The sequence below is a fragment of the Paracoccus stylophorae genome (genome assembly GCF_028553765.1).
GTDB lineage: Bacteria > Pseudomonadota > Alphaproteobacteria > Rhodobacterales > Rhodobacteraceae > Paracoccus > Paracoccus stylophorae.
This window is the reverse complement of record NZ_CP067134.1, coordinates 1,608,557-1,621,808: the sequence shown is the minus strand read 5'-3', so window position 1 is coordinate 1,621,808 and position 13,252 is coordinate 1,608,557. Positions and strand designations below refer to the sequence as shown.

At 66.9% G+C, this 13,252-nt stretch carries 13 protein-coding genes; 8 read left to right on the top strand and 5 right to left on the bottom strand.

Annotation, left to right across the window (positions count from 1 at the left end):
• Positions 1-14 precede the first annotated feature (14 nt).
• Entirely contained in the window at positions 15-1,385 is a 1,371-nt protein-coding gene (gene secY, locus JHW45_RS07960; protein ID WP_272860341.1) for a preprotein translocase subunit SecY, read from the bottom strand.
• Positions 1,386-1,494: 109 nt separating this feature from the next.
• Positions 1,495-1,971: a 50S ribosomal protein L15 gene (gene rplO, locus JHW45_RS07955; RefSeq protein WP_272860340.1), complete on the bottom strand. Its 477-nt coding sequence runs from the start codon at positions 1,969-1,971 to the stop codon at positions 1,495-1,497.
• Positions 1,972-2,308: 337 nt separating this feature from the next.
• Between rplO and hisC the strand changes: the two genes are divergently transcribed.
• The 5 genes from hisC (at position 2,309) to JHW45_RS07930 (ending at position 8,199) form a co-directional block, all read left to right on the top strand.
• A complete protein-coding gene (hisC, locus tag JHW45_RS07950) occupies positions 2,309-3,400 on the top strand; it encodes a histidinol-phosphate transaminase (RefSeq protein ID WP_272860339.1) in 1,092 nt (363 codons plus the stop codon).
• Positions 3,397-4,323 (top strand): prephenate/arogenate dehydrogenase family protein, encoded by a 927-nt coding sequence (locus JHW45_RS07945; RefSeq protein WP_272860338.1) that lies wholly within the window; start codon positions 3,397-3,399, stop codon positions 4,321-4,323. Before hisC ends, JHW45_RS07945 begins: the two co-directional genes overlap by 4 nt.
• Positions 4,324-4,448: 125 nt before the next feature.
• Entirely contained in the window at positions 4,449-5,009 is a 561-nt protein-coding gene (locus tag JHW45_RS07940; RefSeq protein ID WP_272860337.1) for a gamma-glutamylcyclotransferase, read from the top strand.
• Positions 5,010-5,228: 219 nt separating this feature from the next.
• Positions 5,229-6,476, top strand: coding sequence for a biopolymer transporter ExbB (locus JHW45_RS07935; protein ID WP_419181859.1), 1,248 nt, complete (start codon positions 5,229-5,231; stop codon positions 6,474-6,476).
• 1 nt (position 6,477) lies between these two features.
• Positions 6,478-8,199 (top strand): peptidoglycan -binding protein, encoded by a 1,722-nt coding sequence (locus JHW45_RS07930; RefSeq protein ID WP_272860336.1) that lies wholly within the window; start codon positions 6,478-6,480, stop codon positions 8,197-8,199.
• A 27-nt stretch (positions 8,200-8,226) separates the two neighbouring features.
• Here the strand turns inward: JHW45_RS07930 and JHW45_RS07925 are convergent, their stop codons facing one another.
• The 3 genes from JHW45_RS07925 to JHW45_RS07915 are packed head-to-tail and all read right to left on the bottom strand — an operon-like array spanning position 8,227 to position 10,395.
• The gene (locus JHW45_RS07925) at positions 8,227-8,565 is read right to left on the bottom strand and encodes an SMR family transporter (protein ID WP_272860335.1); all 339 of its coding nucleotides are present in this window, start codon (positions 8,563-8,565) and stop codon (positions 8,227-8,229) included.
• A complete protein-coding gene (locus JHW45_RS07920) occupies positions 8,562-9,611 on the bottom strand; it encodes a YihY/virulence factor BrkB family protein (protein ID WP_272860334.1) in 1,050 nt (349 codons plus the stop codon). The genes JHW45_RS07925 and JHW45_RS07920 overlap by 4 nt, the downstream gene beginning before the upstream one ends.
• A 55-nt stretch (positions 9,612-9,666) precedes the next feature.
• Positions 9,667-10,395: a hypothetical protein gene (locus JHW45_RS07915; protein WP_272860333.1), complete on the bottom strand. Its 729-nt coding sequence runs from the start codon at positions 10,393-10,395 to the stop codon at positions 9,667-9,669.
• Between the two features lie 147 nt (positions 10,396-10,542).
• Here JHW45_RS07915 and purB point away from each other — a divergent pair, with 147 nt between their 5' ends.
• From purB to JHW45_RS07900, 3 genes are all read left to right on the top strand, one after another.
• Positions 10,543-11,856, top strand: a complete 1,314-nt coding sequence (purB, locus tag JHW45_RS07910) for an adenylosuccinate lyase (protein WP_272860332.1) — start codon at positions 10,543-10,545, stop codon at positions 11,854-11,856.
• Positions 11,857-11,955: 99 nt separating this feature from the next.
• Positions 11,956-12,975, top strand: a complete 1,020-nt coding sequence (locus JHW45_RS07905) for a FliG C-terminal domain-containing protein (protein WP_272860331.1) — start codon at positions 11,956-11,958, stop codon at positions 12,973-12,975.
• 62 nt (positions 12,976-13,037) lie between these two features.
• Entirely contained in the window at positions 13,038-13,181 is a 144-nt protein-coding gene (locus JHW45_RS07900; protein ID WP_272860330.1) for a hypothetical protein, read from the top strand.
• The last annotated feature ends 71 nt before the right edge of the window (positions 13,182-13,252 follow it).

Below are 13,252 nucleotides of genomic sequence, written 5' to 3'. Positions count from 1 at the left end.
TCGGTCAGTCCGGTTCAGCGACGCGACGGCGCGCGACGCGGTTTTGCGGTTCCCGCCTTGCGTTTACCACGAAGCTGCGATTTCTCAATCAGCCCCTCATATTGATGCGCCAGAAGGTGGCTTTGCACCTGGTTGATGGTGTCCATCGTCACCGAAACCACGATCAGGACCGAGGTGCCGCCGAAATAGAACGGCACCGACCATTGATGCCGGATGATTTCCGGCAGCAGGCAGACCCCCGCCAGATAGGCCGACCCGATCACCAGCACGCGGTTGACGACATAGTCCAGATATTCCTCGGTCCGCTTGCCCGGACGGATGCCCGGAATGAAGCCGCCCTGATTCTTCAGGTTGTCAGCCACATCGTCCGATTTGAACGACACGTTCTGGGTGTAGAAATAGGTGAAGAACACGATCATCGCCGCGAAGAACAGCAGGTAAAGCGGCTGGCCCGGCCCGAAATAGGCCAGGACCGTGGACATGATCGGCCCGGTCTGGTTGCCCGAGAAGGTCGAGATCGTGATCGGCAGCAGCAGCAGCGAACTGGCGAAGATCGCCGGGATCACGCCCGCGGGGTTCACCTTGATCGGCAGGTGCGACGACTGCCCGTCATAGATCTTCATGCCGACCTGACGCCGCGGATACTGGATGCGCAGCTTGCGCAGCGCGCGCTCCATGAACACCACGAAGGCGATGACGGCGATCACCATCACCACCACGCCCAGGATCACCGGGGTCGAGATGGCGCCCGACCGGCCCTGCGCAAAGAAATTCGCCAGCGCCGCCGGGATCTCAGCCACGATGCCCACGAAGATGATCAGGCTGATGCCGTTGCCGATGCCGCGCGCGGTGATCTGTTCGCCCAGCCACATCAGGAACATGGTCCCGCCGACCAGCGTGATCACCACCGATGCCTGGAAGAACGGCCCCGGCGCATTCGCCAGCCCGCCCGCCTCGAGGCTGCGGGCAAGGCCGTAAGCCTGGAACAGCGCCAGCGCGACGGTCGCGTAGCGGGTATACTGGTTGATCTTCTTGCGGCCCTGTTCGCCCTCTTTCTTCAGCTGTTCCAGCGACGGCACCATCGAGGCCAGCAGCTGGACGATGATCGAGGCCGAGATATAGGGCATGATCCCCAGCGCGAAGACGCCCATCCGCCCCAGCGCGCCGCCGGTGAACATCGACAGGATGCCGCCGATGCCCGACTGGGCCTGTTCCATGAAGTTGCGCAGCGCCGCACCGTCGATGCCCGGAACCGGGATATAGGTGCCCAGGCGATAGATGATCAGCAGGCCGATCGTGAACCAGATACGCTGGCGAAGTTCCGTGGCCTTGCCCAAAGCCCCCCAGGAGAGGTTCGCGGCCATCTGTTCTGCGGCTGACGCCATGTAAATCCGTCCCGTGTCATGACAGCGCCGCCGACCCGTTTCCGGGGACCGGCGGCGCCTGGAAAATCCTGTTCGCTATCTATGGGGCGCGGGCGCCCCGTTCAACAGCTTATTCCGCCGCCGCGGGTGCCGCCGGCAGCGTCACCTTGCCGCCCGCCTTCTCGACCGCCTCGACCGCCGCCTTCGAGGCGCCGGTGACCGAGATGTTCAGCGCCGCCTTCAGCTCGCCCTTGGCCAGCAGCCGCACACCGTCCAGCTTGCGGCGGACGATGCCCGCCTCGACCAGCGCATCTTCGGTCACGTCGGCATTGGCGTCCAGCCGGCCGGCATCGACGAAGCCTTGCAGCTGACCCAGATTGATGACCGCAAAGGATTTCGCGTTCGGTGCGGTAAAGCCGCGCTTGGGCAGGCGGCGATACAGCGGCATCTGGCCGCCTTCGTATCCGCCCAGGGCCACGCCCGAACGCGATTTCTGACCCTTGATGCCGCGGCCGGCGGTCTTGCCCTTGCCCGAGCCGGGGCCGCGCGCCACCCGCTTTTTCTTGCGGTTCGCGCCTTCGTTGTCGTGAATTTCGTGCAGTTTCATGTCGCTTCTCCTTGGCCGGACACATCCCCGAAGCGAGACAGGATGGCCACGGCATTCTCTTTCACTGAATCGTCGCCCTTTCGGGCACCGCGCGCTGATAGCCAAGCCGGGCGGCGCGGTCAACCGTCCAGCGTGACCGCAGGCCCGGTGGAACGGCCGGTCACGACAGGATCGCGCTCAGCCGGTGCGCATCGCGTTGCGATAGATGTCGATCATGCGATCCACCAACTCGTGACGCGGGTCTTATCGGACAGCCGGCGGGCGAGGGCAAAGAAATTCGCCACTTCCAATGAACGGGCGCGCCGATTAGACCGGCGCCGACCGAAGGATAGGCCCAATGACCCAGATTACCCCGCAGCCCGGCATCATGCAGATCGCGCTTTACGTCAGCGGCGAGAGCAGCCTGGCGGGACATGACCGGGTGCTGAAACTGTCGTCGAACGAAAATCCGCTTGGATGCAGCGAACGGGCGCGGGCGGCGTTTGTGGCGGCCGCCGCGGATCTGCACCGCTATCCCGCGACCGATCATGCAGGCCTGCGCCGCGCGATCGGCGAGGTGCACGGGCTGGACCCCGACCGGATCGTCTGCGGCGTCGGATCGGACGAGGTGCTGCAATTCGTCACCCATGCCTATGCCGGGGTGGGCGATCAGGTCATCACCACGCGGCACGGATTCTCGATGTATCCGATTCTGGCGCGGATGGTCGGCGCCGAACCCGTCACCGTGCCCGAAACCGACCGCCGCATCGACGTGGGCGCGATCCTTGCCGCCGTGACCGACCGGACCCGGATCGTGTTCATCGCCAACCCCGCGAACCCCACCGGCACCATGCTGGGCCAGGATGAATTGCAGCACCTGGTGGACGGTCTGCCCGCCCATGTGATCCTGGTCCATGACGGCGCCTATACGGAATTTTCGGGCGATGCGGATGGGGGCGCGTCGCTGGTCGACCGGCATCCGAACGTCGTCATGACCCGCACCTTCTCTAAGATCCACGGGCTGGGCGGGCTGCGGATCGGATGGGGCTATGCGCAGCGCGACATCATCGACGTGCTGAACCGCATACGCCAGCCCTTCAACCTGTCGAACGCGCAGCTTGCCGCCGCCGAGGCCGCCATCCGCGACACCGGTTTCATCGCCGATTGCGCCGATCTGAACGCAAGGATGCGCGACAGGATGCGTCAGGGGCTGATCGCAATGGGCATCGCCTGCGACGAAAGCTTCACCAATTTCGTGCTGGCGCGTTTCGCGGACGCGGCCCAGGCCGAGGCTGCCGACGCCGCGCTGAGACATGACGGCATCCTTGTGCGCCGCGTGGGCGGCTACGGCTTGCCCAACGCGCTGCGCATCACCGTGGGCGATCCCGACGGCTGCGGCCGCGTGCTTGACTGCCTTGGCCGCTTCATGGCGGATCGGAGGGACGGATGAGCGTGATCTATGATCGCGTCGCGCTGATCGGGCTGGGGCTGATCGCCGGTTCGATGGCCCATGCGATGCGCGAGGGCGGGCTTGCCCGTGAGATCGTGGGCTTTGCCCGCAGCGCGGAGACGCGCGACATCGCGCGCGAGATCGGCCTGTGCGACCGGATCGAGGACAGCGCCGAGGCGGCGGTCGCGGGTGCGGATCTGGTGGTGCTGGCCGTGCCGGTGGGCGCGATGGGCGATGTCGCGGCGGCGATCAGTCCGCATCTGAAGACGGGGGCGACGATCACCGATGTCGGCTCGGTCAAGCAGTCGGTCATCGACGCGGTCGGCCCGCATATCCCGCAGGGCGTGCATTTCATCCCCGGTCATCCGCTTGCCGGAACCGAACATTCCGGCCCCCGCTCGGGCTTTGCGACGCTGTTTCGTAACCGCTGGTGGCTGCTGACCCCCCTGCCCGACAGCGATCCCGAGGCCGTCGCGCGGCTGTCGGGTCTGGTCCGTGCGATGGGCGCCAAGACCGACACGATGGAGGCGGGTCATCACGATCTGGTCCTGGCGGTGACCAGCCACGCGCCGCATCTGATCGCCTATACGATGGTCGGGGTAGCCGATCACCTGCGCCGCGTCACCGATGAAGAGGTGATCCAGTATTCCGCCGCCGGGTTTCGCGACTTTACCCGGATCGCGGCCAGCGATCCGACCATGTGGCGCGACGTTTTCCTGCACAACCGCGACGCCACGCTGGACATTCTGGGCCGCTTCACCGAGGAGCTGTTCATGCTGCAACGCGCCATCCGGATGGAGGACGGCCAGCAGCTGTTCGACTATTTCACCCGCACGCGGGCGATCCGTCGCGGCATCATCGAGGCCGGACAGGACACCGAGGCCCCCGATTTCGGCCGCGTGGCCATGACCCCCAAGCCCTGACCCGCCGCCCCTGTCGCACGCCGCCGCCGCACGATTCGCGCCCGGCCTGCATGCGGCGTCACGCGGGGGCTTTTCTCTGCCCGGCCGGTGTCCTAGTTTCCGGCCCGAGGAAAGGTTTGGCGGCGATGGACAGGACGATCTGGGTTTTCGGGTACGGCTCGCTGATGTGGGACCCCGGTTTCAAACCGGCCGAAACGGTCAAGGCGCGGCTGACCGGCTATGCCCGCAAGTTCTGCCTGCGCTCGACCCGCTATCGCGGCACCGAGGAGGCGCCGGGTCTGGTGCTGGGTCTGGACCGCGAACGCGGCGCGATCTGCAGCGGCCTTGCGCTGCGCATTCCCGACGACAGCCATGACGAGGTGATGGCGTATCTGCGCGACCGCGAACTGGACACCGACGCCTATCGCGAGATGACCCTGCCGCTGTCGCTTGAGGACGGGCGGCAGGTTCAGGCCGTCGCCTATGTGATGCGGCGCGATCACTGGCAATATGCCGGTGCGCTGTGCGTCAACGAACAGGCGCGCATCATTGCGCACGCCGCCGGCGGCCGCGGCCCGAACGCCGATTACCTGTTCAATACCGCCCGCCATCTGGCCGAAATAGGTCTGGCCGACCAGATGCTGGACCAGCTGTCCGACGACGTGCGCAGGCTGCTTGCGCAGCGGCACCAGAACGCGGCAAGCTAGGGGTCCGGATCGCTTGGCAAGCGGCAAGCCGCACCCTACACTCGGCCCATCACGATGTCGGCCACGATCACGGGACCCGGACGTTTGAGCGATCCAGACAGCGACCAGCAGCCGGACGACCGCGACGGCACGACACGCACACCGCAGGGACGGCTGCATCTGCCGACGCGGCGGATCAGGGCCACGCGCGCCGGCGCCGGCGCACCGCCCCCGGCGGCGCTGCATTTCTCGCAACCTGTGCGGCAGATCCTGCTGATGCTGACCGTGCTGGCGCTGGTTCTGGCGGGCGGAATCGTGGCCTATGGCCGCATCCTGCCGATCTTCATGGCCAATCGCTGGCTGAACGGGTTGATCCTGACGGTCTTTGCCCTGGGGATCCTGGCCTGTTTCTGGCAGGTGGCGCAGCTGGTCCGCTCGGTCAGCTGGATCGAACGCTTTGCCGGGCGACGCCGCAACGCGGTGGAAAAGGGGGTCGCCGCGCGCGGCGCGGCCGACAGCGACGTTCCGCCCCGGCTGCTGGCACCGCTGGCCGCGCTGTTGGGAACGCGCGGTCCGGCGGGCGGCGTGATCTCGACCGGCTCGGCCCGCTCGATCCTCGATTCGGTCGCGACCCGGATCGAGGAGTTGCGCGATATCACGCGATACCTCGCGAACCTGTTGATTTTCCTTGGTCTTCTGGGCACGTTCTATGGCCTCGCCACGACCGTTCCGGCGGTGGTCGACACGATACGCGCGCTGGCGCCGCAAAGCGGCGAATCCGGCATCGACGTGTTCGAAAAGCTGATGTCGGGGCTGGAGGCGCAGCTTGGCGGCATGGCGACGGCGTTCTCGTCCTCGCTGTTGGGTCTGGCCGGATCGCTGGTGGTGGGGCTGCTGGAGCTGTTCGTCACCCACGGGCAGAATCGCTTCTATCGCGAGCTTGAGGAATGGATGTCGGGATTCACCCGCATCAGCCTGGCAGGACCGGACAGCGACGCGGTTGATCAGGTGGCGCTGACAGGGTTTCTGGAGCAGATGGGCGCGCAGATGGACCGTCTGCAGCAGTTCCACGCCGAACGCGATCAGGCGCGCGACGACTCCGCCGCGATGGCGGATGAGCGTGTGGTGGTCATGGCCGAGGCGATCCAGGCGCTGGCGCATCGGGTCGAGGCCGAGGGCGATGCGTCGGTCGCCCGGATCGCCACGCTGACCGAAGGCATCAACCGCATGGCCGACGGGCAGGACAGGTTGCTGGAACTGGCGCGGCTGCGCGCCGATCAGCCCGCCGCGCCCCCGCCCGACCTGTCGGGGATCGAGGCCGCGCTGTCCCGTCTGGTCGCCGATCTGAACGAGGGCCGCGACGAGATGGTGGCCGAATTGCGCTCGGACATCCTTGTCCTGACGCGGGCGGTCCGGGCCGCGCGGTTCGGCGATCCGTTCCGCGACGATCTGCTGCAAGACCCGTTGATCGCGCGGGACCGGCGCTAGGATGGCGTTGCACCGCGCCTCGTCGGGAAACCGTTTCTCGTCCACGATCTGGCCGGGTTTCGTCGATGCGATGACGGCCCTGCTGATGGTGCTGATGTTCGTCCTGACGATCTTCATGATCGTGCAGTCGGTGCTGCGCGAACAGATCAGCACCAAGGACGACACGATTGCCGATCAGGACACGACCATCTCGCGTCAGGAACGGCAATTGCGCGATCTGGGCCGACAGGTCGCAGCACTTGGCGATGCCCTGACCGCGTCCGAGGGGCGCGAGGAAGACCTGCAAGACCGGCTTGCCGATCAGGCCATCCGCGCGCGTTCTGCCGAAGAGGCGCTGGCCCAGACCGAGGCCGAGGCCCGCGACCGCGCCGCCCGCATCATCCGGCTGAACAACCAGCTTGAGGCCAACCGCGACCAGTTGGAACGGGCCCGGTCCCGGTTGACCGATTTCGAGGCCGGGGTGGCCGCTTTAATGGCCGCGCGCGCCGCCGACCGCGAGCGGGCCGAGGCGCAGGCACAGAGCTTGCAGAGCGAACTGGACGCACAGCGCGACCGCGCCTCGGCCGCCGAACTGGCGGTGGCCTCGGCCCGCGAAGAGATCGACGCCCAGGCCGAACAGGCCCGACTGGCCGCCGCGCGGCGCGAGGCGTTGCAGGCGCTGATCGCGGATTTGCAGGCCCGCAACGAAGGGGCAGGCCAACAGATCGCCACGCTGGAATCGGATCTGGCGCAGGCGCAGTCGCAACTGACCGAGGCCGAAGCCGCACGGCTGGCCGAGGCCGAGGCGGCGCGGACCCTGCGCGACCGTCTGGAACGCGCCGACAGCGAATTGACGGCGATGACGCTGGCGCTGGAGGAAAGCCGCCGGAAGGCCGAGGAAACGCTGACCCTGCTGGCCGCAGCCGAAACCGCCCGCGACGAATTGTCAGACGAAGCCGCCGCCAGCGCCACCGAGGCCGAGCGTCAGGCGGCGCTGCTGGCCGCCGCGCGTGAACGGCTTGCCGAACAGCAGGATCTGTCGGAAGACAGCCAGCGCCGCGTCACGCTGCTGAACGAACAGGTCGCCTCGCTGACCGCGCAGCTGGGATCGCTTCAGGCGCTGCTGGAAACCGCAGGCGAGGACCAGCGCGAGGCGGAATTGCGGGTCGAGGATCTGGGTCAGCAACTGAACGCCGCGCTGTTGCGCGCCGCCGAGGAAAAGGACCGCCGCCTGGCGCTGGAGGAAGAGGCGCGCCTGAAGGCCGAGGAAGAGGCGCGCGATCTGGCGCGATACCGGTCGGAATTCTTCGGTCGGCTTTCGCAAATCCTGTCGGGACGCGAAGGCGTGCAGATCGTGGGCGACCGCTTTGTGTTCCAGTCCGAAGTGCTGTTCGCACCGGGCGAGGCGACGCTGTCGCCGGCCGGGCGCGACCAGATCGCCGGCGTCGCCCGGATGCTGTCCGAAATTGCGGATGACATCCCGCAGGACATCGACTGGATCATCCGCGTGGACGGGCACACCGACAGCACGCCCCTGTCGGGAACGGGCCGGTATCGCGACAACTGGGAACTCAGCCAGGGTCGCGCGCTGGCGGTCGTGCGCTACATGATCGACGAGCTGGGCTTTCCCGCCAACCGTCTGGCCGCGGCGGGTTTCGCCGACACCCGCCCCGTGGCCGAGGGCGACACTGCCGAGGGTCGCGCGCAGAACCGCCGGATCGAACTGAAACTGACCGAGCGTTAATGCCGACGGTCTTAATGGCCGACGGTCTTAATGTCCGATGGTCTTCGAAAACAGGTTTATCACGACCACCCCGGCCACGATCAGCGCCAGCCCGATCACCGCAGGCAGATCCAGCCGCTGCCCGAACATCAGCAGCCCGATCAGCGCGACCAGCACGATGCCCAACGCGCTCCAGATCGCATAGGCGACGCCCAAAGGCAGCATCCGCAGCGTCAGCGACAGCAGATAGAAGCTGCCCAGATAGCACACCGCCATCCCGACGGTCGGCCACAGACGGGTGAACTGCGCCGATCTTTGCAGAAACGAGGTTCCCACCACCTCCAGCGCGATTGCCAGAATCAGCGGGATATAGGGCGAACCGGTCATGCGCCTCCCCCGCTCACGGCGTCCCTGGGTCCGGGCGATTCGACGCCGGCCATGCGGCGCATGTGGCGTTCGATCTCGGAATTCAGTTCGGCCCCGATCAGGATGATCGTGGCGCTCAGCCACAGCCACATCATCAGGCCGATCGCCGCGCCAAGCGAGCCATAGGTTTCGTTGTAATTGGCAAAATTCGATGCATACCAGCTGAACAGCATCGACGCGACGACCAGCGCCACCCCCGCGAACAGCGCACCGGGCGAGATCCAGCGCCAGCGCGAGTTGGGCACCGCCGGCCCCCACCGATAGACGGCCGCCAGCGCCAGCAGCAGCACCACGAACAGGATCGGCCAGCGCAGCAGCGACACCAGGTTCCGGCTGTCCTCGGGCAGCGGAATCCACTGCAACAGGATCGGGATGACCGCGACCACGCCCAGCATCAGCGCCAGCATCACCAGCCCGCCAAGGGTGAACCCCATGGCCACGAGGTTCAGACGCAGGAACCCCCGGGTCTCGGTCTGGAAGAACGCCACGTTCAGGGCCGACAGCAGCGCCTTCATCCCGCCATTGGCGGAATAGATCGCGACCAGCAGGCCCACGATCCCGGCCATCGACAGCGCCGCGTCGGGCGAGGATGCGATGGATTCGACCTGCGTGCGGATGATGTCCAGCGCCCCCTGCGGCAGAAGCTTGTCCAGCATGTCCAGATGGCGCGTGATCGTCGCCGGGTCGGCGGCCAGACCATAGATCGACACGAAGGCGGTGATCGCCGGGAACAGCGACAGAAGCCCGAAAAAGGTCACGCCCCCGGCGACCGCCGTCACCCGATCCTCGCCGATCTGCTGCACGGTGGACTTGACGATGGCGACCACATCGCCGCCGCGCAACTGCCACAGCGACACGGGCTTTTTCCGTTTCGGGTCCCGCGACATCGTCTGTTCGTCCCTCGCGGACGTGCGGTCGGGCACCGGCAGGCCAAATCGGCGCCTCGTGTCGTCGTCAAGCTCTCCGAACAGCGCCCGATAGACGCCCGGAGCGTTGTTTTCCGCCATTCTGAATTCTCTCGCCTGTGGTTCGACGCGCAGGTTAGCGCGTCGGATTTCCCGCCTACAACCGGTGGGTCCGGTGTTCCCTGCCATCCCGTGGCGGCGATGCCGCATCGGGTTCGGACGGGCGGCCGCGATCCATCAGGTTGCGCAGCTGATCGGCGGTCGCCACGAATTCCGACACGATGCCATTGGCTTGCGCGGCAACGCTGCGAAACCCGTGGAAGGCGGCGACCAGCGATTGCGCGACGTTGTTCAGGCTGCCGGACAGGTCGTTGGCGGTATCGGTCAACTCGCGCGCGATATTGCCCTGCGATGCCGAACGGCGCCCGGCGGCACCGGCCCGCATCTTCGCGGCGCGGCGATCCTCGTCGCGCGCACGCGCCCGGACGCGGCGGCGCAGGCGTTCCTGATCGTCTTCGTCCAGTTCGGCGAATTGCGGTGCCAGCGCGGTATCGCGGCGGCGATAATCGTGCCGCCGTGTGCGGTCCTCGTCGTCTGACCCGGCCAGCTTGCGCGCGGCCATCAGCCCGCCCGCCGTCAGCCCGGCCACGCCAAGCGCCACACCGCCCCACACGATGATCTTGGCGCTCAGCCCCGGCGCGGGATAGGCCTCGCGCCCGTCGGGCGACATCGGAGCCGAAGGGATGATCCGACTGGATCGCATCGGGCGATGCGGATAGGGGCTGGCGGTCTTGTGGCCCTTGGGCACCGGGCGCGGTCCGAACCTTGTATGGCTGGTGCGGTCGGCCTCGGTCAGGTTGTGAATGTCGTCATCGGTGGAATGCATCTGTCTCGCCTCCGGCTTTGGCGTATCTGTCACGCGACAAACCCGCCAACGCAAGGGAATGTTCCGCGCGCGGACCGCCTGCCGGGATGAAATCTTGCCCCTGCGCCGCAGCACGGCTATGCCCGCGCCAACGACAAGGAGCCTGCCATGATCCCTCGCTATGCCCGCCCCGAGATGACCGCGATCTGGTCGCCCGAAACCCGGTTCCGCATCTGGTTCGAGATCGAGGCGCATGCCTGCGACGCGCAGGCCGATCTGGGCGTCATCCCGCGCGAGAATGCCGAGGCGGTGTGGAAGGCCAAAGATGTCCGGTTCGACGTCGCCCGCATCGACGAGATCGAGGCGGTGACCCGGCACGACGTGATCGCCTTCCTGACCCATCTGGCCGAACATATCGGCAGCGATCAGGCCCGCTTCGTCCATCAGGGCATGACCAGCAGCGACGTTCTGGACACCACGCTGAACGTGCAGCTTGTGCGCGCCGCCGACATTCTTCTGGCCGATATGGACAAGGTTCTGGATGCGCTGAAGCGACGCGCCCATGAACACAAGGACACGGTCCGCATCGGCCGCAGCCACGGCATCCACGCCGAACCGACGACGATGGGCCTGACCTTTGCCCGGTTCTACGCCGAAATGGCGCGCGGTCGCGCGCGGCTGGAACGCGCAAGGCACGAGGTTGCGACCGGCGCGATTTCTGGCGCGGTCGGCACCTTCGCCAATATCGACCCGGCGGTCGAGGAACATGTCTGCGCACGGATGGGGCTGCGGCCGGAACCGATCAGCACCCAGATCATCCCGCGCGACCGTCACGCCATGTTCTTCGCCACGCTTGGCGTGATCGCCAGCAGCATCGAGAACATCGCCATCGAGATCCGCCACATGCAGCGCACGGAGGTGCTGGAGGCCGAGGAATTCTTCAGCCCCGGCCAGAAGGGCAGTTCGGCAATGCCGCACAAGCGCAACCCGGTCCTGACCGAGAACCTGACCGGGCTGGCCCGCCTGATCCGCATGGCCGTGATCCCGGCGATGGAGAATGTGGCGCTGTGGCACGAACGCGACATCAGCCATTCCTCGGTCGAACGCGGCATCGCGCCCGACGCGACGATCACGCTGGATTTTGCGCTGAACCGGCTGGCGGGGGTGATCGACAAGCTGGTGATCTATCCCGAAAACATGCTGGCCAACATGAACCGCTTCAAGGGTCTGGTGATGAGCCAGCGCGTGCTGCTGGCGCTGACGCAGGCCGGCGTCTCGCGCGAGGATGCCTATCGCCTGGTGCAGCGAAACGCCATGAAGGTCTGGGAGGAAGGCAAGGATTTCAAACAGGAACTGCTGGCCGATCCCGAGGTGACGTCGGTGCTTGAGCCGGCCCGCATCGAAGAGCAGTTCGACCTTGGCTATCACACGCGCCATGTCGACCGGATCTTCGCGCGGGTCTTCGAATCCGATCCGCTTTGAATTCCCTCCTGGGAAATCGTCAGCCCAGGTAACGTCGCATTAGCAAAGTTCTGCCAGATTGCCGGCGACAAGAACGCTACGGCGATCGGAGGACACAGGATGCCCGGGCAGACCGCGCTCAGCCAGCGGCAGAAGGCGGCGGTGATCGTCCGCCTTCTGCTGGACGATGACGACGCCGTCAGCCTGTCGCGGCTGAACAGCGACGCGCAGACCCTGCTGGCCGAGGAAATGGCCGGCATGGAACTGGTCGACCGGCAGACCCGCGACGCGGTCATCGCCGAATTCTGCGACGGGCTTGAGGCGGTGGGCGTCATCTTTCCCGGCGATCTGGACGGCACGCTGGCGATGCTGGGCGGCAAGCTGTCCGAGGACAGCACCGATCGCCTACGGCGTCTGGCGGCCATGTCGGGGCGCGGCGATCCGTGGCCGCGCGTCGCCGCCCTGCCCAAGGACAGCCTGCACGCTCTGGCCGGATCGGAATCGGTCGAGATCGTGGCCCTGATGCTGTCGAAACTGCCGGTCGGCCGCGCGTCCGAGATGTTTGGCGCGCTGACCCGCGACCGGGCGCGCGCGGTGGCGCGGGCGATGGCGCTGACCGCGGATGTGACGCCGCAGGCGCTGCACCGTGTCGGGCTGGTGCTGTTGCAGGCGGCCGACAGCCTGCCCCGCCCCGCCATCGACACGCCCGCCGCCGACCGCGTCGGCGCGATCCTGAATTTCGCCACCGCCGATCTGCGCGACGATGTGCTGGACACGCTGGACCAACAGGATGCAGGCTTTGCCGGCGGCGTCCGCCGCGCGATCTTCATCTTCAGCCACATCCCCGACCGGGTCCAGAACCGCGACATCGCCCGCATCGTGCGCGACATCGAACAGCCGGTGCTGCTGCGCGCTTTATCGGCCCCCGATCCGGCCGACGCGGCTGCCGCGCAGTTCATCCTGTCGGGCCTGTCGCAACGCATGGCCGACGGGTTGCGCGAAGAGATGGAAGCACTGGGCCGGCTGCGCCCGCGCGAGATCGAGGATGCCAAGACCGACATCGTCGCAGCCATCCGCCGGCTGGAAGAGGCGGGCGATCTGACGCTGATCCAGCCCGTCGACGACGAGGCCGATGACTGATCCGGCGTCGGGCATCTTGCCTGCCGCCCGGCGCTGCGGGATAAATGCCGCAAAGAGGTGCCATGACCAACCGCATCGCCATCGCCATCGCCGTGCTGATCGTCCTGCTGCTGGCGGCGGACCGGTTCTGGCTGCATCTGGACTTGCCGGTGCTGGCCGGCCGGGCGCTGGACCGCTCGGTCGAATATCTCAGCTTCTGGCGCTAAGCCGAGCCCCGCGCGCGCGCCGCGTGGGGCAGCACGGCACAAGGACCGGCGAATTGCGCGCCCCGCCGGAA

Excerpts from the sequence above, each read along its gene's own strand:
- secY (WP_272860341.1), bottom strand. The coding sequence starts at position 1,385 with ATGGCGTCAGCCGCAGAACAGATGGCCGCGAACCTCTCCTGGGGGGCT.
- rplO (WP_272860340.1), bottom strand. The coding sequence starts at position 1,971 with ATGAAACTGCACGAAATTCACGACAACGAAGGCGCGAACCGCAAGAAA.
- hisC (WP_272860339.1), top strand. The coding sequence starts at position 2,309 with ATGACCCAGATTACCCCGCAGCCCGGCATCATGCAGATCGCGCTTTAC.
- JHW45_RS07945 (WP_272860338.1), top strand. The coding sequence starts at position 3,397 with ATGAGCGTGATCTATGATCGCGTCGCGCTGATCGGGCTGGGGCTGATC.
- JHW45_RS07940 (WP_272860337.1), top strand. The coding sequence starts at position 4,449 with ATGGACAGGACGATCTGGGTTTTCGGGTACGGCTCGCTGATGTGGGAC.
- JHW45_RS07930 (WP_272860336.1), top strand. The coding sequence starts at position 6,478 with ATGGCGTTGCACCGCGCCTCGTCGGGAAACCGTTTCTCGTCCACGATC.
- JHW45_RS07925 (WP_272860335.1), bottom strand. The coding sequence starts at position 8,565 with ATGACCGGTTCGCCCTATATCCCGCTGATTCTGGCAATCGCGCTGGAG.
- JHW45_RS07920 (WP_272860334.1), bottom strand. The coding sequence starts at position 9,611 with ATGGCGGAAAACAACGCTCCGGGCGTCTATCGGGCGCTGTTCGGAGAG.
- JHW45_RS07915 (WP_272860333.1), bottom strand. The coding sequence starts at position 10,395 with ATGCATTCCACCGATGACGACATTCACAACCTGACCGAGGCCGACCGC.
- purB (WP_272860332.1), top strand. The coding sequence starts at position 10,543 with ATGATCCCTCGCTATGCCCGCCCCGAGATGACCGCGATCTGGTCGCCC.
- JHW45_RS07905 (WP_272860331.1), top strand. The coding sequence starts at position 11,956 with ATGCCCGGGCAGACCGCGCTCAGCCAGCGGCAGAAGGCGGCGGTGATC.
- JHW45_RS07900 (WP_272860330.1), top strand. The coding sequence starts at position 13,038 with ATGACCAACCGCATCGCCATCGCCATCGCCGTGCTGATCGTCCTGCTG.